15 protein-coding genes are annotated in these 20007 nt (G+C 51.2%); 4 read left to right on the forward strand and 11 right to left on the reverse strand.

All coding sequences use genetic code 11. The features are described from left to right. Positions 1–162: 162 nt before the first annotated feature. Complete coding sequence (locus tag PVT68_RS14130) at positions 163–1884, reverse strand: P-loop ATPase, Sll1717 family (protein ID WP_280319094.1); 1722 nt, start codon at positions 1882–1884, stop codon at positions 163–165. Between the two features lie 390 nt (positions 1885–2274). Next, positions 2275–2409 carry a hypothetical protein gene (locus PVT68_RS14135; RefSeq protein WP_280319096.1) on the reverse strand — a complete coding sequence of 45 codons (135 nt, stop codon included), beginning with the start codon at positions 2407–2409 and terminating at the stop codon, positions 2275–2277. A 342-nt stretch (positions 2410–2751) separates the two neighbouring features. Between PVT68_RS14135 and PVT68_RS14140 the strand changes: the two genes are divergently transcribed. Continuing rightward, complete coding sequence (locus tag PVT68_RS14140; RefSeq protein ID WP_280319098.1) at positions 2752–3495, forward strand: type 1 glutamine amidotransferase domain-containing protein; 744 nt, start codon at positions 2752–2754, stop codon at positions 3493–3495. Positions 3496–3632: 137 nt separating this feature from the next. Here the strand turns inward: PVT68_RS14140 and PVT68_RS14145 are convergent, their stop codons facing one another. Beyond that, on the reverse strand, positions 3633–3863 hold the full coding sequence (locus PVT68_RS14145) for a hypothetical protein (RefSeq protein WP_280319100.1): 231 nt from the start codon (positions 3861–3863) through the stop codon (positions 3633–3635). 243 nt (positions 3864–4106) lie between these two features. Here PVT68_RS14145 and PVT68_RS14150 point away from each other — a divergent pair, with 243 nt between their 5' ends. Continuing rightward, positions 4107–4619 (forward strand): hypothetical protein, encoded by a 513-nt coding sequence (locus PVT68_RS14150; RefSeq protein WP_280319102.1) that lies wholly within the window; start codon positions 4107–4109, stop codon positions 4617–4619. A 987-nt stretch (positions 4620–5606) separates the two neighbouring features. Here PVT68_RS14150 and PVT68_RS14155 read toward each other — a convergent pair. Beyond that, on the reverse strand, positions 5607–7934 hold the full coding sequence (locus tag PVT68_RS14155; protein ID WP_280319104.1) for a P-loop ATPase, Sll1717 family: 2328 nt from the start codon (positions 7932–7934) through the stop codon (positions 5607–5609). Positions 7935–8598: 664 nt separating this feature from the next. On the opposite strand from PVT68_RS14155, the gene PVT68_RS14160 reads away from it, so the two are divergent. Continuing rightward, the gene (locus PVT68_RS14160) at positions 8599–11487 is read left to right on the forward strand and encodes a M16 family metallopeptidase (RefSeq protein WP_280319106.1); all 2889 of its coding nucleotides are present in this window, start codon (positions 8599–8601) and stop codon (positions 11485–11487) included. 132 nt (positions 11488–11619) lie between these two features. Here PVT68_RS14160 and PVT68_RS14165 read toward each other — a convergent pair whose 3' ends face one another. After that, positions 11620–12306 (reverse strand): hypothetical protein, encoded by a 687-nt coding sequence (locus PVT68_RS14165; RefSeq protein WP_280319108.1) that lies wholly within the window; start codon positions 12304–12306, stop codon positions 11620–11622. Between the two features lie 238 nt (positions 12307–12544). After that, on the reverse strand, positions 12545–13792 hold the full coding sequence (locus tag PVT68_RS14170; RefSeq protein WP_280319110.1) for a DUF3667 domain-containing protein: 1248 nt from the start codon (positions 13790–13792) through the stop codon (positions 12545–12547). A 282-nt stretch (positions 13793–14074) separates the two neighbouring features. Between PVT68_RS14170 and PVT68_RS14175 the strand changes: the two genes are divergently transcribed. Further along, entirely contained in the window at positions 14075–15028 is a 954-nt protein-coding gene (locus PVT68_RS14175; protein ID WP_280319113.1) for an SH3 domain-containing protein, read from the forward strand. Between the two features lie 73 nt (positions 15029–15101). Here the strand turns inward: PVT68_RS14175 and PVT68_RS14180 are convergent, their stop codons facing one another. The 5 genes from PVT68_RS14180 to oppB form a co-directional block, all read right to left on the reverse strand. Further along, on the reverse strand, positions 15102–15863 hold the full coding sequence (locus tag PVT68_RS14180; RefSeq protein ID WP_280319115.1) for a glycine zipper 2TM domain-containing protein: 762 nt from the start codon (positions 15861–15863) through the stop codon (positions 15102–15104). Between the two features lie 215 nt (positions 15864–16078). After that, positions 16079–17089: a murein tripeptide/oligopeptide ABC transporter ATP binding protein OppF gene (gene oppF, locus PVT68_RS14185; RefSeq protein WP_280319116.1), complete on the reverse strand. Its 1011-nt coding sequence runs from the start codon at positions 17087–17089 to the stop codon at positions 16079–16081. Then, a complete protein-coding gene (gene oppD, locus PVT68_RS14190; RefSeq protein WP_280319118.1) occupies positions 17086–18066 on the reverse strand; it encodes an oligopeptide ABC transporter ATP-binding protein OppD in 981 nt (326 codons plus the stop codon). The genes oppF and oppD overlap by 4 nt, the downstream gene beginning before the upstream one ends. Before the next feature lie 10 nt (positions 18067–18076). Continuing rightward, positions 18077–18985 carry an oligopeptide ABC transporter permease OppC gene (oppC, locus tag PVT68_RS14195; protein ID WP_280319120.1) on the reverse strand — a complete coding sequence of 303 codons (909 nt, stop codon included), beginning with the start codon at positions 18983–18985 and terminating at the stop codon, positions 18077–18079. A gap of 15 nt (positions 18986–19000) precedes the next feature. Continuing rightward, a complete protein-coding gene (oppB, locus tag PVT68_RS14200) occupies positions 19001–19924 on the reverse strand; it encodes an oligopeptide ABC transporter permease OppB (RefSeq protein ID WP_280319121.1) in 924 nt (307 codons plus the stop codon). Positions 19925–20007 lie beyond the last annotated feature (83 nt).

Genomic DNA, 20007 nt, shown 5'->3' on the forward strand with positions numbered 1-20007 from the left:
ATTCAACATTAAATGTTAAGCGTTACTTTATTCCGAATAATACTTTTGTAGCGATAAATTACCGCATTTGGTTTGTTTAAGCGTGGCCTGTAGGCTGCTATCTCTCGGGGTTGCAGAATTAATTTATTGTGCACTATATATTTCCTCCTGATTGATGATCGATCAATTCAAAAATTTGCTCGCTATTTCATGTTTTGTTTGAATGTCATCAATTGACGAGCCCTTAGGATATATTGCCGTGTGTCTCCCAAGTTTTTCATGGCTAGATTTACAGGTAATGCATGAAAAAATTGGATGGACAGCTACGACCTCTTCTGACTGTGCTGTTAATTTATTTGGGACTGTATACTCATATTCTGTATTAACATATTTGTTGGTTTCAGAATATTTAATTGCAACTCCTAAAATTCCGGTTTCAATTAAGAAGTTAAAAAACCGATTGAATCCTGAAGAAACCTGAGGGTATACAATGGCGTCTTTTAGTATCCCTTTCGCATTGTAACTTGTCCAATAGTTTTGAATTTCCTGAAGCCTACAAATTATTGGGAAGTTAATTAGCTTTTCGAACATGGCTTGTCCTTCAGGGAAGGCCATTTGGTAGGAATCGATAATTTCCTGGGCTAAAAATCTCTCACGAGATTTGATTGCTAGTTTAATGTATTTACAATTTAACCTAGTTAGGTCCGTTGTCGGATCGTCCAATATGGCCATTTTTATCGCACAATTTAGGTAGACCAATAATTGGCGAGGGAGTAATTGGGTATGTCGAAGTAAATACCCAACTGGGTCCTCTTCGAAGTTCCTGTCGTTCACTAAGGATCCAGTAAGTATGGTATTGAAAAATTTATATGCGCCTTCTCTTGTGTAAATCTTTATCTCTTTTAATTCTTTGTATCTTTCTTCATCTCGATTATTTTTGTGAAGTTGTAAGCAGACCATATATCTGTGCGCAACCGAAGATAACAAATCTCCACTTGACCACTGAAGTAAGCGTATGTTGGCATAATCCTTTAGGATCGCATTTGATCTCTCTTTGAGGTAAGAATATTGTTCTGCGGGAACACAATATCTAATCTGAAGCCCAACTTTCCCTCTGTTAAAATGCGCAAGTAGGGTTAACAGGCCGGTATATGCCATTCTTCTGGCTCTGGTTTGATCAGAGTAAGAAGCATCTAGTAGTTCGTCGTCGGGTTCCAGCTTTTCAGGATTATCAATCATGATTATGATGTATTTCCCGATTCCCTTCGCCGCTTTTGAAATTAGCGTTTCCCATCGATCTAGAGATTCGCAACCAATTCCCATAGATTGAAGTACGATGTCCACATTAAGGTTTTGTTTGCTAAGATATTTAGTCCTAAAAATTGACATTATGTCTAAGATTAAATTTGGGAGAGTTATCTTGGCGAAGTCTTTTACTGGAAATTTTTTAATTATTTCTTTTAGGTTTTCGTCGCTAATTCTATATTTGGCGATTTCCTTTGTAGCTATTGTGAGGAAAATAAGCCGCCAAATTTCAGAGACTTTTTCAGCCTCTATTAGAAATCTTCCTCCTTCAAGTATTTCGTGTATTTGCGTTTCTATTACTTCTAATGCTTCCCAGCTCTTTAGTGATATAGCAATAACATTTTCTTTATGAGAAAGGTTGTTTAGATAGCTGCTTTTACCCGATCCTCTTCGCCCAAGAATTATCGAAGGCCTTACTCCTTCTTCTTCATGAAAGTGCTCCGGATGCCAGTTGAATAGCTTTTGATATAGCGTAGGGTTGTATTTGTCATTTGTGTGTTCGTAAGCGACGTGGCCCAAGAAGTGTTCTCTAGTCAATATCTCTTCGAGAAATTCTTCCTCTTGGTCTTCAGTTAAAGAAATTTCTTTATACGTTAGCATTTCAGTTTTCCCAAATATTGATTTTGTCTTCCTGGCATAAAATGTGTGTGTCGCCTGATTAAATGGCGACTGCTTTTACCTCTAAAGAAATCTTTGTTATCAATTCCCATGCAATTTGCCTATTTTCGATGAAAGTGTGAGCTAGATCACGAAAATATTTGGGCTGTATATCACAGTTATTCTTTTTGTGGAACACACTGTAATAGCTTGTAATAAATTCATTTAGGACGCGTTTAATGTTCTATTTGTCTATGTCTGTAGTTAAGTCATGATGTGAGGCGCCACATTCATCAAAGCGACAGTCGGATGGCTTATTTATCTAAAATACATCTAAGAAAAGTGCGAGCTTCGTAAATTTTTCTGCACGAAAAAAGGTCGTTTTATCAAGAATTAAGAAGGGGAAGTAATATGATCTACCTGTGTGGCGCCATCGTGGGTGTGCAGGGTTACGTTGTGAATGCGGTCGTATGCGCCGGCAAGTAGCCACAGCTTGCCGGCAAGCTTGACCTGCGCCTGTCCAAACATTCCCTTGAACAGGGCGACTTCACTATAGCCGCGATCAGAGCAGTCCGAATATTTGGGATCGGAGTAAAGTTTTTTTTATTTGTGGAGGCGTAATCTTGAGCTGGAAGAAGCCTTTGTCATATTTTGATGTCAAAATGTTACTCTGACCCCAATTTTTACAATTTTTAAATGTTACTCTGACCCCAATTTTTCCACCCCAATTTTTCCAATTTTTTTCTGACCCCGGTTTTTTTATTCTGACCCCGGTTTTTATCAGGATTTTCCCTAGCATAGCCCCAATCCGGCAGCGGCCCGCCCGTGCGGGGCCGGCTGCCGGCGCAAACTATCTATTGGAGACCTTACATGAAGAAACTGTTTTCGATCGTTGTGGCGCTACTGGCGTTATCGTCCGCAAGTCTCGCCCTGGCCGCGCCGCGGGTACTGATCGTGGCCACCAGCCACGAGCAGATGGGGGATACCGACGAGAAAACCGGCCTGTGGCTGTCGGAACTGACCCACCCCTACCACGAGCTCAAAAAGGCGGGCTTCGAGGTGGAAATCGCCAGTATCAAGGGCGGCGCGGTACCGGTGGACGCGCGCAGCCTGGCGGATGACGACGCGGTGAACTTCGAGTTCCTCGCCAGCCCGCAAACCCGCAGCCTGCTGGACAACACCCGCAAGCTCGCGGACGTCAGCCCCAAGCGCTACCAGGCCATCCTGTTCGCTGGCGGCCACGGCACCGTGTGGGACTTCCCCAAGAGCCCCGCGGTGAACAGCGTTGCCTCCGCCATTTTTGAGAGCGGCGGTTATGTGGCGGCCCTGTGCCACGGCCCGGCGGCACTGCTGAACGTCACCGGCCCAGACGGCAAGCCGATTATTGCCGGCAAGAAGGTCGCGGGCTTCAGCAATGTGGAAGAAAAAGCGGTAGGCCTGGTAGAGGTAGTGCCCTACCTGCTGCAGGACGAACTGACCGCACTCGGCGCCAACTACCAGGAAGGCAAAGCGTGGGAAAGCTTCGTAGTGCAGGACGGCCGCATAATTACCGGCCAGAACCCGCAGTCTGCGGCGGAGCTAGGGCGGGTACTGGCGAAGGCCCTGAAAAAGTAAGCGCTAGCCCGTAAACGCAAAGAGCCCGGTGACTGCCTGTGTTGAAACTGACACAGGCGGTCACCGGGCTCTGTTGTTTCTGCGAGAAGTAAAGCCCTACATTGCACGGGGACACCGCAATCGTGATATGTGGGGAGCTATTGCCAGATGCCCGTGTCCCGCAAGGTTTGCGTCAACTTGCCGGCAATTTCAAACCACGGCGCTTTCGCCGTATTGGTCAGCAACACCAAGCCGTTGCGCTCCTGTGGATAACTGATCAGCAGCGACTTGTATCCGCGCACGCTGAACCTGCCTTTTTTCTCGTTCACCTGCCAAGCCAGCCCCCCTTTGTATTCCCCCACGAGCACCGGAGCACCGGAACACCTCATAACCAGATCACCCAGGAGCACTGGGGGAGAAGCGTAACCTACTGAATTCCAAAGGTTTTTTTGGCTTTTGAGAAATTTATTTTACAGTTGAAAGTCTGAGATGTAATTATTAAAGCATTTCAAGAGTTTCAATCTACCCTGATATTCGAATATAGAATCGATCGATTTCTATTTAACTCTTTGATTTAAAAGGATTTTTTTGAATAATGGCACTTATTGAACACCAGCTTGGAGTTAACAAGGATGAATGCAAAACAGCAGAGTACACGAGCAAAAAAAATGACCCAAAAGCGCACAGAGTTGCGGGCGCAACTATGGCCTGATTTGAAGGTGGAGGATCTTTGGAATCGCAAGGAGCATGATGGTTTCACGACAATACCTCGCACTTTCCCTCATATCTTCCAAATAATGGATGAACTTGCGGGTAAGGGAAAGCCAGTATCAAGTGTGTATCTCAGTCTCTGGTGTCGTGTATTTGACGAGTCGATGCTAGACGTGAAAAGTATGGAGCATATGGCCTTTGAAAGTGGTTTTAGTGGCCAGCGAGCTGTTACTACATGGAAGCAAAGAATGAAGACGCTCGAAGAGCTTGGCTTTATTTCAGCTCGGGAGGGCGCAAGTGGTGAATATAGCTTTATTCTTGTTTACAACCCATACAAGATAATTCTTCGCCACCGGAATCGCTTCCAAGGGGGCAAGTTCAACGCTCTTTTAGCTCGCGCACAAGAAGTTGGTGCTACTGACCTCCAGGAATAGGGTTGTGTGTATGAAAGTAGTTATTTCAAAGGCGTGTAAACTTCTCGTTCTAGTCAATGAGTTGGATACAGTAAAGTTGCTAGCTCTCAGTGTGTTTTTGTTTGCTTTGACTGGGTTAGTAATTTCAATTAAGTACTAATTTCAAAAATTTATCTCCTTATTCATAGTTGTTTAGCTGTGATCTGACAGTTGCCGGTTTTTTAAGACGGAAATCTGTCAGGTCAGGTTGGTTATGCTAGTCTTTCCCTTAAGATTTTTTCCATCTTCGAACATTTGTATCGGGGCAGTGACAGAAATTATTGGCCTGAAGAGTGCAGTCACTATTTTAATACCTGATAGTGCGTGAGCCACTCGGCCACATTCTCTATAGCTCTTGGATTGAACTGTTGTATTGGGTGTTGTTAGAAATTCCGCGGAATCGTTTTATTAGAGGGCTTTATAGGTGCTGTTGGTTTGTAGATGGCGGGCTCCTTTTTCCTTGTGGGGGGGATGCTCTATTGCAACTGGTAATCTTGCCGCTCCAGACTGTCGGATCTAATAAAATAACTCACAGTAAAATTCTGCTACTGATTTTATCATGCAGCCATAATGTAGGTCTGGCTAGAGTGGCTCCATTACGTAATTTTTAACTTATTATATTCATGTCAAAAATTCACGCTGGCCAAAATGCGCAGGCGGGACACGAAGAGCGTGTCCCTATGCGTATTGCCGCCTAGAATATATTTGCAAGAAGCTAGCAAAAAAAAGTTGACCGTAGCTTCACTCCAAAGTCCTTTGACGCAAGCTGGCTTAATAATGGCGGCTATCAAGTCGATGGGAACAAGCCAAAAAAATTGAAATAGCCTGGTTGATATTTAAATCGAAAATTATTCGCTTTGTGCTGTTAGGCTTTCTCTGTGAATTGGACAAGGTATAGAAGTGATATCCAAATTAGTACTATTGCCGGATTGTGGCTATCAATTTCTATACTTGTATTTTACGGCTGGCTCATGAATCAATCATTAGTGCTGGCCAAAAAGCTTGATTAATGCATATTTGAGTTGATGTGGATCTGTTTTTTACGCCATCCATTAGGGCTTTATTGTAACTGAAGTCGTAAATATATTTTGGCTCGTCTGAATTGATTTTTAGACCGAGGAATCCATACCAAAGTAGTAGGTTGAATATTTTTTCCGAAGTTGTTTCGCAATTCGTTGCTTGGTTTATTAGATTTAAAGTTTCGTTTTCGCTTAAAATCGGCGGTGTTCCTATAAACGCATAAAGTATGTTTTCGGATTCGGTTGCGACATCCCTTAGTTCGTAGCCAATATCACGTAGAAGGTCAGAGGAATATGCAATTAGGCCCTTTTCAATATCTGACTCTTCAATTTTTTCGTGGTTTAGATTGATTGCAAAGCTTTTACAGTGATTGATTAGGTTAAGAAGAAAGCGTGGTCGCATAAGTGATCGTTCAATCAGGTATTGTGATGACTCTTCTCCTTTGAAATGGCTTGTTATTATTTTTAGCCAGGCGTTCTGGAAGTCCAGGTTCCCATCTAAGCCATTTGCCACGATTCTAAGCCGTACAAGTTCACGTAGTAGATCAGGGTCAGTCCAGTCAAGTAGGACGCTGGCTTCCTTTCCTCTGTCGGCTGTTTCTTTTACAAGTAACTCATATACGTCATTTCTCAAGAAAACAGCAGTTTTAACATCGAGCCCTTTTTTTCCGAAAACTCGCTCGATTTTTCTTGTTGCATCTATCAAGGCGCGAATTATGAGTAGGTCACTATGTTCTAATCCTGAAGTTGGCCACCCGTTATCAATGTTGTCAAAGAGCAACCATAGTGTGCCTTTTTTCTCCATGTACTCAATTAGTTCTTGTCTTAATCTTTTAACGTCGTGCTTATATAGTAGTTGAGTAACTTCAGAAGAAGATAGGCGAACTTGAGTTGTGCCTGAATGGATGGCTTCATACTCGGAGTATATTTTTTCCATTAGGTTCGACATTCTTTCGGAAAAATCTCCGTCAGAGTCGTACTCGTCGGCGCTGTATAGTTGGACTAGATTCCTGTATCCATCATAAAGTATGTGATCATGTAGATGACGGTTCTTGTCTTTTTCAATGATTTTATAGCTTATTTCTAATAGGAGTACATATTCCCAGAATGCTGTGATGGTGTGTAAATAGGTGCCTTCTTCGAGAAAAGAGAGCATTCTTTCTTTAAATTTAATTAATTTATATCCGTCAGGCTTTAGGTCGAGTACGATATTTTTACTTCGGTTTCTATCCCTTTCTAGGTCTCGAACCTGCAGAAATATTGCTGATTTACCAGATCCTTTTCGTCCAACTACTAGGTGCGCTTCTCCTCTTAGTGCTTTTAAGTACTGGTCTGTTTCCAAATAGTAAGCGTTCAGATCGCGCATTTCATTTTCTGCTGATGTTGCGCCAAGGTTTAACTTCTTGAGGAAAGATCGCTCGCGAGATATTTTTTCTTCTGTTTGTTCTTGGAAGGCTCTGGCGACATTGCTCGCAAATTCAGCAATGACCTCGTTAACTTCATTTGGGTGATATGTGACGTTGACGAAATCTCTGTAATCTAGAGGTACTGGGTCATCGCCATTCTGTATTAAGCACCGAGCTTTGTTCATTCCATCACCTAAGCCAGCGATGAATGCGGCTCTAAGGTTGTGTATTTCATATCCGGAAGAAGATGATGAAAGTAAAGGGATAACGATTCCATACGACGATGCTACTTGATTTATGGCGTCGTACGCTGACAATCTTGGTTGCTCATTCGGGTCAAAATTTCTAAAAATGTAGCCAGATTTTTTAATCCGTGAAATTATTCTTCCTGACCAGTCAGTTTTGAATGGTGGTTCTAAAAGATAGACAGGGGCTCTTCGGTTGAGCTTATACTGTATTTCAATAGGGCTTTTGGTCGTTACACCGAGAAGGAATTTTTTTAATTCGCCTGAGTTTTGGTACTGGACATATCCCAAAGTGTCAAATATACCGACGTCTTCAATTTTTGTGCCTGAGGGGTTGATACTTTTGTTTCGAACCAGCAAGACTCGTTTGCCTTGTCCGATGGCATAACCAACTTCATAAGTAACATTGAAATTTAAACTGGTTATATCCGCAATTACATAATCTGCTTGGTCGATGCCAGTTAATACTTCGCTGGAAATAAAGTGCCCGACAATATCTAACTGGGTCCAAGTTTTTACCGCAATAGAAGGTTGGGATTTGTTGAGTTCATCCACAGCACTTTCTATGCATTGACCTATTTCTGCAGGATTGGATGGGTACGCGAAGAAACCAAGCTTTTTTGTCATAACCATATTCCACTTCTTGTTCTGTATGTCCAAGCACTAGACGACTCGAAGTCATCAAAGCCGGTAGATCTGATCTAGATTTTTGACTCTGGGAAATTAAAGGTGAGATTTCGCCTACTTTTCAGCCTGCATAGGTAATTCATTGGCTTTTCTTTTGTAGGCTCCGTACGACTTTCTTTATACCGCGAAAAGTTGTGAGTTGCGTCACATTTTGCTTTCCGCAAGTTATATCATGATAAGTAGTATTAGAGTAAACCAAACCAGGTGTGTGAGTGGTTACATACCTGAGTGTGGTTATTCGGCAGTAACTACTGCTTATTTCCTTTACATAGAGCTGTGCGAGCAAATTAGGCGTTTACTGGTAAGTTAAGCCGCTCGTAAATGTTTGTGTGTGGATGGACATATTGGTTCGCGCACTAGTTCGATTACCTGCTTTTCTAGAATACTAAGATTTTGGGACTTGCTATTTTGAACCTGCGAGTCAGCTTCCATACCTTATGCGACACTGAGTGCGGTCACAAATATGCGAGTTCTTTTGAAAGCATATTGTAGGATTTTAGGTTTTTTCATCAGTGTCTGAATTGAACTCAGGCTCCCGTTATCCATCGCCCAAGCCCACCACTCCTGCTATCTTCCTCTGCATAACAATGCAAAGGATCGCCCCATGCCCCGCAACCTTACCGCCTCCCTGGCGCTGCTGACCGCACTTTCCATCCCGGCTCTCGGCCTGTTCGGCTGCGACCGCTCCAGTACCCAGTCCGAGCCGAAGTCGCAAACAGAGGCGGCGTCAAAGGCACCGGCCGAGCAAGAAGCCAAGCCCGATTTCTCCATTGAGTACGAACAGTTCCAGCTGGATAACGGCCTCAATGTGCTGTTCCACATCGACCGCTCCGATCCGGTGGTGGCGGTGTCGCTGACCGCCCATGTGGGTTCGGCGCGGGAGAAGGAGGGGCGCACCGGCTTTGCCCATCTGTTCGAGCACCTGCTGTTCCTGGAGTCCGAGAACCTGGGCAAGGGCGGGCTGGATGCGATGAGTGCGCGGATTGGCGGTTCCGGGGCCAATGGTTCCACTTCCCGGGATGTCACCAACTACTACCAGACGGTGCCGAAGGACGCGCTGGAGAAAATGCTGTGGGCGGAGGCGGACAAGCTGGGCTGGTTTATCAATACGGTGACCGATCCGGTGCTGGCGAAAGAAAAGCAGGTGGTGAAGAACGAGAAGCGCCAGGGTGTGGATAACCGCCCCTATGGCCACAGCCAGTATGTGATCGATCGCAACCTCTACCCGGAGGGCCACCCCTACAGCTGGCAGGTGATCGGCTCGCTGGAGGATCTGGACAATGCCACCCTGGACGATGTGAAGACCTTTTTCCGCCGCTGGTATGTGCCCAACAACGTGACCTTGGTAGTGGCCGGGGATTTTGATCCGGCGCAGGCCAAGGCGCTGGTGCAGAAGTACTTCGGTGAGATCCCCGCGGGCGAGGCCATCGAGCGCGCGCCCAAGCAGCCGGTCACCCTGAAGGAAACCAAGCGGCTCTATTACGAGGACAACTTCGCCCGCCAGCCCCAGCTGAGCATGGCCTGGCCGACGGTGCCGCGCTACAGCGCGGACAGCTATCCGCTGGCGGTGCTGTCTGAATATCTCTCCGTCGGCAAACGCGCGCCCCTGTACCGGGTGCTGGTGGAAGACGAGCAGCTGACCGCGTATGTGGCTATGGCTGCGTATGAATCCGAGCTGGCGGGGCAGATGCAATTGGAGGTACAGGCGTTTGCCGGCGGCAATCTGGACGATGTGTATAAGGGGATCGAGAAAGGCTTTGCCCTGTTTGAAAAAGAGGGTATCGCCGAGGAAGATCTGGAGCGGATCAAGGCGGGCCAGGAAGTGGCGTTTTACAACAGCCTCTCCAGTGTACTGGGCAAGGGCTTCCAGCTGGCCCAGTACCAGATTTACGCGAATGACCCGGGGTATGTTAGCGAGGATATCGAGCGGCTGCTGGCGGTTACCGCGGAGGATGTGCAGCGGGTGTACGACAAGTACATCAAGGGTAAGCCGTACGTGGCCACCAGCTTTGTGCCCCGTGGAGAAAAGGCGCTGGCACTGGCGGATTCCACCGAGGCACAAGTGGTAGAAGAGCAGATCGTCAACGGCGCCGAAGCGCAGTTCGATACGTCCGCCAGTGCGGAGTACGAGAAAACACCGTCGAAGTTCGACCGCAGCACAGAACCGGCTTATGGCAGTGCGGCGGAAACCGCGGTGCCGGATGTGTGGCAGGGCGAGCTGGCGAACGGTATCGAAGTCTTCGGCATCGAAAACAGTGAAGTGCCAACGGTTACGTTCAGCCTGGTGATTGATGGCGGCCAGTTGCAGGAGCGCCTGGATAAAATCGGCGTGGCGAACCTGACCGCCATGCTGATGGAGCGCGGTACCAAAAACCGTACCCCGGAGGAACTGGAAACAGAAATCCAGAAACTCGGTGCGAGCATCAGTGTTTCTGCCGGGCAGGAGTCTTTCCGTTTCGACGTGACCACGCTGGCGCGGAACTTCAACAAGGTGTTTGCGCTGTTGCAGGAAATGCTGCTGGAACCGCGCTGGGATGAGAAGGAACTGGTGCTGGCGAAGAAAAGCGTAACCAGCCAGATCCAACGCGCCGCCGCGGAACCGAATGCCATCGCCAGCAAAAAGTTCGCGCGCTTGCTGCACGGCAAGGACAGTATTCGTGGTTACAGTGGCCTGGGTACCGAGGATTCGGTAGCGGCCATTACCATGGAAGATCTCAAGGCCTACTACAAAACTTACCTGTCACCGTCCGTGGCGCGTGTCCATGTGGTGGGGGATATTGCGCAGGCAGACTTTATGGCCGCAGCCAAACCGCTGGCAAAACAGTGGCCCGCCAGGCCAGTAACCATCCCCAAACCGAAATCCGAGCCGGCCAAACCCGGGATTTATTTTGTGGATGTGCCGGATTCCAAACAGTCGGTGCTGCGCATCGGTCGCCTGGCGATGCCGGCGGTGTCGCAAGATTATTATCCGGCGGTGTTCACCAACTACATTCTCGGCGGTGGCGGTTTTGCCTCGCGCCTGACCCAGCAACTGCGCGAGGGCAAGGGTTACACCTACGGCATTCGCTCAAATGTTAGCGGCGGTAAAGACGAGGGACAGTTCGCCATCGGCAGCGGCGTGCGTGCCAATGTCACCGCGGAATCGGTGCAGCTGATCAACGATATCCTCAAACAGTACGGTCCCACCTACACCGAGCGAGACCTGGATGTGTCCCGCTCCTATTTAGTACGCGCCAACACCCGTGCGTTTGAAACCGCCCGCGCCAAGCTGGGTCTGCTGGAGAACATGAGTGAATTCGGTTGGCCGGCAGACTATGTGCGGGAGCGTGAGGCGGTGGCAAAGGGGATGACGTTGGAACGCGTACAGAAGATTGCCGAAAGCTACATGCTGCCCGGTTCGATGATCTGGCTGGTGGTGGGGGATCGCGAAACCCAGTTCGATCGTTTGCAGGATCTGGGACTGGGTGAGTTGACGCTTCTGGATAGCGATTAGTTGTCACATCCAGTTGGGCTGCCTGTCGTGAACCAGCGGTGTGTTGGTTTACCGGCAGCTCGCTAACCCGCTTGCTGCCGGGGCACTCTTGTTCTTGCAGATAAAAGAGTGGCTGAGGAATTCTTGAGGGCTTTATTTACCCAGTGCACTCAAGAATTTCTGCGCGAGTTGTTTGCCACAATAGGTAGTGGCATAGGCCGCCGCCGCTCGGAATTTCTCGCCATCTTCCTTCAGGAAGTCTTCACCGGGAACCTTTAACGGGTTTCCTTCCTCTGGTCCTATATCGCATTTCATCTTCCACACCGCTGCTTGGTCCGATGTGCGAACGACAACGGCATCGGCGGAGTAGTTGAGATTATAGGTGTCCCAGGCCAGTGGGCCGTACGAAAAGCCGCCGTAGAATGTCCGGATTTCAAGAATGTAGTCGGTATTGTATTTGCTTGTCAGGCGAGAAAAATCTGCCGATTGATCCAGAGGTTCTGTCTGCCCTGAATCGATGAATACAATGCTTTCAGTTACCTGGTTTTTAAATTCGTTCGCCACGGATTCGGTAAAGTCAGGCACGCGATTACCTTTGAGAACGCCGCCCCAGGTAATGGCCTTTGACGGATCCACCCACTCCGCCATACCGGCGTTGACCAGGGCAGTGCTTGGTGTATTGAACAGGAAGCCCTGAGTCTGTTGGTGGGTAATGGTAACGGTGGACTTGCCGATGGCTGAGGCTTCTTCTGGTGTCACGGGGATAGTCAGCGGCAAAGCTGCGCAGCCGCCAATTACGCTCAGCAGTGATAATGAAATAATTTTTATTGATTTAAGCATTGTTCATCCGGGATTCGTTTTCTATGGAAAGGGCTAATAAAGCTTGCCCCGGCACTGGTATCGCTTGCCGTGTGGTGATGTCACATTACAAGTGGCGCCTTTTATAACATGAGGACACATGGTGTTGTAGCTACTGAAGTCGCACTAAAAACGTGTGTGAGCAGTTACGTATCGGGCGTGGCGTTGTATGTGGATGGTGAGTTTGTAATTACTCACCTTGAGGTGCTTTAAAATTCGCTCAAAGGGTGGCCACGCTAGCCAGCGCGGTAAACGTCGTAGCCGTTAGAAGCAGGATCAGGTAGCAGGAGCCAAGCAAGACATACTTGACCGAAGTAGCAAACCAGCCCTGGCCGTAGACGCGCTTCTGCATCAGTAACAGGTAGATCGGCATCCAGCAGCCCAGCGCGACAATGGCAGTGCTGAACAACTGGTGGCTAAGCGTCTCGGGCTCGGTCAGCCAGGCGCGCAGGTCGAACAGGATCACCATCAGCAGCAGCGCCAGCGACAGGAAGGCGTGGCTGTGTAGGGCGACGATAAGATGCTCCATGTACAGGCGGCGCTTGAACAGATACAGGATGCCAAGGAGAAGCGCAAAAAACGGCAGCAGCAGGAACAGTGCGGACGGGATGGATCCGAACAGCGCGTCCTTCAGCAGGTTGGGATCGTCCTGTATGCGCTTTACATTGTCTTTCAGTTTTTCACTTTGACGGGCGAGCCAGGCATTGACGGGTTCGGGTGCACCGTCGATCTGCAGTGGCGTAAAACTATTTTCTGATGTCGGGTCGCCGGATTCGGTGACGGCGTTGGCGGCGGTGGTTGCAGCAGCGGGGTCCAGTTCGGCGATACGCTGTTGCGCGCGGTCGCGGATCACATGCTCCATTCCCTTCAGCATGCCGCGGATACCTGGTATCTGGTCTTCTTCCTCCGCGGCCGTTTGCAGTTCCTCAAGTGCCTGGTCACGCAGGCGGATGACTTCCTCAACCGTGGTTGCGGTGGATATATCGCCCTCCACCGCAGGCATATCGAAGTTTTCTGTTATCTGGTCGCTGTCCCTAATCTCGACCGGGGAAAAATCATTCCAGTCGCTACTGAGCTGTGCAACGAAAAAGGCTGTCAGGCAGAGGAATACGAATAGCCGCACCGGGCTTACATAGCGCACACGGCGGCCGGCAAAGTATTCGTTGGTGAGGAATCCGGGTTTTAACAGCAGGGGGCCGAAGGTGCGGGCGATGCGGGAGTCGAGGCCGAATACGCTTCCGAAGAAGTCGCCGATCAATTCCGGGAAGTGCCGCAACAGGCTTTTGGCCGGCTGGCCGCAGGCATGGCAGTGGGGGCCGAGCAGCGGTGTTTCACAATTGCCGCAGACAGGGGATTCCTGCAGCGCGTATGTATCTTCCGGCGCTGTGGTATTCGACGGTTCTTGCGAGTCAGGTTCGGGCGCACTGACCGCTGTGCCCTGGTCCATCAGGGTATCCGTTTCGCTCATGGGGTTCCTAAGCGCGGTTGTGTTTGTCTGGCCGGTAATTTCTGCAGGCAGAAGCCGGATAATATGGACAGCAAAAACGGCTGTGGCAATACGTTGCCGATCGAGCGGATATTACACTGCTATAGACTTCAGCGTCAGGCCAGTCTGCCTGAGTGCAACCGGGAACCGCTAACAGAGAAGAATGATATGTGCAAAACCCGCAAGCAAAAACCCGTAAAGTCCGCGCTCTTCTGCCACGTAAAACGAATGGCGGCTGTTTGCTCTCTATTTTTCGCAGGCGCGATGTTGGTTCACGGCGGCGTACTGGAAGACACGGCGTGGCGCTTATCGGAATTTCGTTCGATGAATGATGGTGTCGGGTCACTTCGGCCTGATACGCCGGTCAGCGTTCAGATCCGCTTCGGCGCAGACGGCACAGCGACGATGCAGCTCGACTGCAACCGCGGGAGCGCGCAGTGGAGACTGAAACCCTCGGCTGACCCGTCCAATGGACAGATTGAACTGAGCCAGGTAGCGGCGACACTGGCCGCTTGTGGGGGCCACAATCTGGGCGGGAAGTTTGCGAAAGACGCACCGATGGTGCGCGGATACATGATTCAGGATGGCAGGCTTTCTCTCAGCCTGTTGGCGGATGCCGGCATCTACATTTTCGACCCGATTCCGCCCACGGCAAGTGTTGAAGATGGCGGCCCGCGAGTGTGGGAGGTGGCCGGTGCATCATCCGGTCTGAAACTGAGGAAGGCAGCTTCCGCCTCTGCAGATGTTATTGGGCGCTTTGCGGATGGTGATCGCCTCGACAACCTGGGGTGTGAAGCCGTTGGCGAGCAGCTCTGGTGCTATGTACAGCGTTTTGGTGGCGGCCCGGTCGGTTACGTTGCGGCGGGTTACCTGACGCCCGCGATCGCTCCCGATGGCACCATGCCTGCGGGCCTAGACGATTCGGCGCTGCGCGCTGGCCGGGGAGACTTCGACGCAACGGGCAAGATTCCCTGTGGTGATCATTGGTGCGACTTTGGCGTAGCCCGCGCAGGTGGCGGCTTTGCCACCGTGGTCATCACGCGGGCAAACGGTTATCCGCGGGCGCTGTTCTTCAGGATGGGGATTGCAACAGGCGCCGACACCGCGGAAGCAGAAGGGTACCGCGAATTCACGGTGACACGGGAGGACGACAACCACCTGATTAGCGTTGGTCCCGAACGCTACCGGATACCTGACGCAGTGATTTACGGCGGTTAGTCGAGGTTGATTGGGCTGGCCCCAGCCACGGGGGCGATCGCCGGTGGCTGGGGTGCAATTGGATTGATGGGGATCAGTAGGCCGGTGCCCAGCTGCCGTCCGGGCGACGGCAGGCAACACTTTGCGCGCTCTGGGCGCCCTGCCCGACAATCTCGGTGACGAAGGAGCGACAGTACTGGTCGCCGCGCTGTTCGAAAGCACCGGGGGTTACCGTGTATTGTTCATTACCGTTCTGGTTTTGCCAGGTAACGCGTTCGCCCTCGGGAGCAAACTCCAGTACCTGTCCGACGCACGCCTGGTTGCGCTGGTCCATCTTGCTGCCGATGTTGCCGCCAATCAGCACGCCGGCAATGGCGCCGCCGATAGTGGCTGCGGTGTTGCCGCGGCCATCGCCAATCTGGTGGCCGATAACACCGCCGATCAGGCCGCCCAGTACGCTGCCGACCCGGTCACTGTTACAGCGGGTGGCGGTGGTGGGCTGCGGTGCCGGCCGCCATTCCGGGCGGTACTCTGGCTCCGGCGCCTGCTGGTTGAACCAGGGGGGCAGTACCACCACACGGACAGGTTGCCGTCCATGGTGGTGATGGTGGTTGCGGTCGGAATAGTCACGCTGATTTCTGCAGCTGCGCTCTTCCACATAGTCGCCGTTGCGCTTCCATTTGCGCTCGACCTTGCAGTTGCCGTCCCAGTACTCTTCCTTGCGCTCGTGGTGCTCATGCTTGTGGTGCTTTTTCCAGCCGCGGCCTTCGGGGGGTTCGGCGTGGACACTGGTAGCGAGACTGGCAGTGAGCGTGCCGCAAATCAGCGCGGCGAGGGCGGTGGTATTGAATTTCATACTGAATATCCACTGTCTTCTTGATCTAGGCTTGATCTAGGCCATTGGCGCGAATAGTAACAATGGTGATCTGAATAGACAGTGAATGGGTCAGCGTTTCTGAGAGCTGGTAGCAGCGGTTCTCAGTTCGCAGCCGGGCTGTGGATAAAGCCCGGTGCGATCTTTTGGCTGCGTGTCTTCCGTTGGAAAAGGCAGCGATCTGGAGAGTATTCCGCTCAGGTGGTGGCGGGAGACGGATGATTAAGGAGGCAGGCACTTTGGTGTTCTGCGCTGCCCTGCAAGGTCGGCATCTGCTGCGCGCAGTCTGCGCTTGCTTTGGGGCAGCGGGTGCGGAACACGCAGCCGCTTGGCGGGTTGATCGGCGATGGCAGCTCGCCTTCGAGCAGTTGGATCTGTTTGTTCTTCTCCTTTTCCGGGTCCGGAATTGGCACCGCAGACATCAGCGCCTGGGTGTAGGGATGCTGGGGCGCGGCAAACAGTTTTTCCGTGGTGCCAATCTCCACCGCATTACCCAGATACATCACCACGACCCGGTCAGAAATGTGTTTGACCACGGATAGGTCGTGGGCAATAAAAATCAGCGACAGGTTCATTTCACGCTGCAGTTGTTTCAGCAGGTTGACCACCTGTGCCTGAATGGAAACGTCCAGCGCGGATACCGGCTCATCGCAGATGATCAGCTTGGGTTCCAGAATCAACGCGCGGGCAATACCGATACGCTGACACTGGCCGCCGGAGAATTCGTGGGGATACCGGTTGACCAGGTTTGGCAGCAGGCCCACTTTCATCATCATGGCCTGGACCCGGTCAGCCACCTCTTTCCTGGGAATATCCGGGCGCAGGGTACGCAGAGGTTCGGCGATAATATCGCCGATGGTCATGCGCGGGTTCAGGGACGCCAGCGGATCCTGAAAAATCATCTGGATGTCTTTGCGGGTCGCGCGCAGGGCCTTGTCGTCGAGTTCGGTAAGATCCTGTCCAAGCCACAGTACGTTGCCATCGGTGGCTTTGATCAGGCCGATAATGGCGCGCGCCAGAGTGGATTTACCGCAGCCGGATTCGCCCACCACACCGAGGGTTTCCCCGGCATAGAGTTGCAGGTCAACACCATTCACGGCTTTCAGGTTGGACGGTTTACTCCAGGGCCAGGCGTTTTCCTTTTTGATGGAAAAGTGCACCTTCAGGTCCCGGACATCCAGCAACAATTCTTTTTCTACGGTCGTCATGCGCTGGTCTCCAGAATCTGTTTGGCTTCGGCGTGGCAGGCGCGCATGCGTGCGCCGTCAAAGGTATCGAGGATTGGGGCATCCTGACGGCAGCGTTCGTGTACCCAGTGGCAGCGCTCCTGAAACGGGCAGCCGGTGGGCAGGTTCAGGAGATTGGGCGGGTTGCCGGGAATCGTGGGCAATGTGTCGCCCTCGATGTCCAGACGCGGAATGGCTTTCAACAGACCTTCGCTGTACGGATGGGTGGGGCGGTAAAAAATATCATCGGCGCTACCGTATTCCATGGTGCGTCCGGCATACATCACCAGTACCTTGTCACAGGCACCCGCCACCACACCCAGATCGTGGGTGATCAGGATGATTGCGGTATTGAAATCCCGCTTCAGCTCGTTCAGCAGCGTAAGGATCTGTGCCTGTACGGTTACATCCAGTGCAGTGGTGGGTTCATCGGCAATCAACAGCTCGGGCTTGCACAACAGCGCCATGGCAATCATGACGCGCTGGCGCATACCACCGGAAAACTCGTGCGGATACATCTTGAGGCGCTTGTGTGCCTCGGGAATCTTGACCGCATCCAGCATTCGCACGGATTCCGCGAGCGCGGCTTTTTTGCTGAGCCCTTTGTGTTTTACCAGTACTTCCGCCAGCTGATTACCCACATTCATATAGGGGTTCAGGGAAGTCATGGGATCCTGGAAAATCATCGCGATTTGTTTCGCGCGAATTTTATTGAGCTCGCGATCCGACAAGCCCAGGATTTCCTGCCCCTTGAACAGGGCACTGCCGCTGACAATCCCGTTTTTGGCCAGCAAGCCCATCATGGAAAACACGGTCTGGGTTTTTCCGGAACCGGACTCCCCCACAATGCCCAGGGTTTCACCGGCATTCAGGGAAAAGTTCAGGTTGTTGACGGCGGTTACCGCGCCTTCCGGCGTGGTGAATTCCACGCGCAAATTTTTAACGTTGAGTAAATTCATGGCGCACTCCTCAGCGATCTTTCGGGTCAAGCGCGTCACGCAGACCATCGCCAATAAAGTTAAAACAGAACAGGGTGGTGACCATAAATACGGCCGGCGCGATCAGCTGCCACAGGGCAATTTCCATCGTCTGTGCGCCTTCGTTCATGAGCGATCCCCAGGAGGTCATCGGCTCCTGTACCCCCAGCCCGAGAAAGCTGAGGAAGGATTCAAACAGAATCATCTGCGGTACCAGTAGCGTTGCGTAAACGGCGACAATGCCCAGCACGTTGGGGACGATATGACGGGTAATCATCGCCCACTTGGAAACGCCGTATACCGTAGCCGCTTCAACGAATTCCTTGCCCTTGATACTCAGGGTCTGGCCGCGCACGATCCGGGCCATGTCGAGCCAGCTGACTGCGCCAATGGCGATAAAGATCAGCAGGATGTTACGACCAAAGAAAGTCACCAGCAGGATGACAAAAAACATGAATGGAAAGGAGTAAAGAATTTCCAGGGTACGCATCATCACGCGGTCGGTACGCCCACCGATAAATCCGGCAGCGGCGCCGTACAGGGTGCCGATCAATACCGCTACCATTGCGCCCATAACCCCAACCATCAGAGAAATGCGCCCGCCCATGGCGATACGTACAAACAGGTCGCGTCCGAGGGAGTCGGTACCGAAATAGTGCCCGGACGCCATCGACGGCGCTGCGTGCATGGCAGCCCAGTCGACATCGTCAAACGCAAACTGGCTGAACATCGGCGCCACAAATACGAACAGGGTAATCAACCCCAGAATGACCAGGCTGGCGAGGGCCGCGCGATTGCTGAAAAAACGCCGGCGGGCGTCGTCCCACAGGCTGCGTCCCTTCACCTCCAGCTGATCTGAAAAATTTCCAACCGCTTCTTTATTGGCTGTAGTGGATAACATCAGGTAAGCCTCGAATCAGGAGTAGCGGATTTTGGGGTCGACCACTGCGTACAGAATGTCGACGATCGCATTGAAGGTAATGGTCAGGGCACCCACCAGAATGGTCAGGCCCAGCACCATGGAGTAGTCGCGGTTGAGGGCGCCATTAACGAACAGCTGACCGATACCGGGCAGGCCGAAAATGGTTTCAATTACTACCGAGCCGGTAATGATGCCGACCAGTGCCGGGCCCAGGTAGGAAAGCACCGGCAGGATCGCCGGGCGCAGAGCATGTCGCACAATGATATAGGGCATGGACAGCCCTTTGGCTTTGGCGGTGCGGATAAAATTCGAGTTCAGTACTTCAATCATGCTGCCGCGCATGATGCGGGAGATGGAGGCGATGTAATACAGGGACATACCGAGGACCGGCAGTATCACATACTGGGCAGCGCCATTGTGCCAGCCACCAGCCGGTAACCATTCAAGCCAGATGGCGAAGATCAATACCAGCAGCGGCGCGAGTACGAAGCTGGGAATTACCACACCGGCCATGGCGCTGGTCATGATGGTGTAGTCGAGCCAACTGTTCTGACGCAGTGCGGCAATGGTGCCGAAACCGACACCGAAGGTGACGGCGACAATAAACGCGAACAAACCGATTTTGACGGACACTGGTAGCGCCTGGGCCACCAGCTCGTTGACAGAGAAGTCCTTGTATTTAAACGAGGGCCCCAGGTCGCCCTGCAGCAGGCTGCCGAGGTAATTGAAGTACTGCTGGTACACGGGCTTGTCGAAGCCGTATTTGGCTTCGATATTCGCCATCACCTCCGGGGTCATGGCAATTTCTGCGGAGAATGGATTACCGGGAGCAAAGCGCATCAGGAAAAACGAGACGGTAATCAGAATAAACAATGTGGGAATGGCTTCCAGCGCGCGTTTGGCGATGAATTTCAACATAAGTGGTATTTCTTTATATTTTTATTCGAGATGGTGCTGCTGGAAATTCAGGTGTCCAACAGCACATCCCTGCCTTATTACCG

Origin of the sequence: Microbulbifer bruguierae, from assembly GCF_029869925.1 — a bacterium.
In the GTDB taxonomy this organism is placed as follows: domain Bacteria; phylum Pseudomonadota; class Gammaproteobacteria; order Pseudomonadales; family Cellvibrionaceae; genus Microbulbifer; species Microbulbifer bruguierae.

Excerpts from the sequence above, each read along its gene's own strand:
- PVT68_RS14130 (WP_280319094.1), bottom strand. The coding sequence starts at position 1,884 with ATGCTAACGTATAAAGAAATTTCTTTAACTGAAGACCAAGAGGAAGAA.
- PVT68_RS14135 (WP_280319096.1), bottom strand. The coding sequence starts at position 2,409 with ATGTTTGGACAGGCGCAGGTCAAGCTTGCCGGCAAGCTGTGGCTACTT.
- PVT68_RS14140 (WP_280319098.1), top strand. The coding sequence starts at position 2,752 with ATGAAGAAACTGTTTTCGATCGTTGTGGCGCTACTGGCGTTATCGTCC.
- PVT68_RS14145 (WP_280319100.1), bottom strand. The coding sequence starts at position 3,863 with ATGAGGTGTTCCGGTGCTCCGGTGCTCGTGGGGGAATACAAAGGGGGG.
- PVT68_RS14150 (WP_280319102.1), top strand. The coding sequence starts at position 4,107 with ATGAATGCAAAACAGCAGAGTACACGAGCAAAAAAAATGACCCAAAAG.
- PVT68_RS14155 (WP_280319104.1), bottom strand. The coding sequence starts at position 7,934 with ATGACAAAAAAGCTTGGTTTCTTCGCGTACCCATCCAATCCTGCAGAA.
- PVT68_RS14160 (WP_280319106.1), top strand. The coding sequence starts at position 8,599 with ATGCCCCGCAACCTTACCGCCTCCCTGGCGCTGCTGACCGCACTTTCC.
- PVT68_RS14165 (WP_280319108.1), bottom strand. The coding sequence starts at position 12,306 with ATGCTTAAATCAATAAAAATTATTTCATTATCACTGCTGAGCGTAATT.
- PVT68_RS14170 (WP_280319110.1), bottom strand. The coding sequence starts at position 13,792 with ATGAGCGAAACGGATACCCTGATGGACCAGGGCACAGCGGTCAGTGCG.
- PVT68_RS14175 (WP_280319113.1), top strand. The coding sequence starts at position 14,075 with ATGTTGGTTCACGGCGGCGTACTGGAAGACACGGCGTGGCGCTTATCG.
- PVT68_RS14180 (WP_280319115.1), bottom strand. The coding sequence starts at position 15,863 with ATGAAATTCAATACCACCGCCCTCGCCGCGCTGATTTGCGGCACGCTC.
- oppF (WP_280319116.1), bottom strand. The coding sequence starts at position 17,089 with ATGACGACCGTAGAAAAAGAATTGTTGCTGGATGTCCGGGACCTGAAG.
- oppD (WP_280319118.1), bottom strand. The coding sequence starts at position 18,066 with ATGAATTTACTCAACGTTAAAAATTTGCGCGTGGAATTCACCACGCCG.
- oppC (WP_280319120.1), bottom strand. The coding sequence starts at position 18,985 with ATGTTATCCACTACAGCCAATAAAGAAGCGGTTGGAAATTTTTCAGAT.
- oppB (WP_280319121.1), bottom strand. The coding sequence starts at position 19,924 with ATGTTGAAATTCATCGCCAAACGCGCGCTGGAAGCCATTCCCACATTG.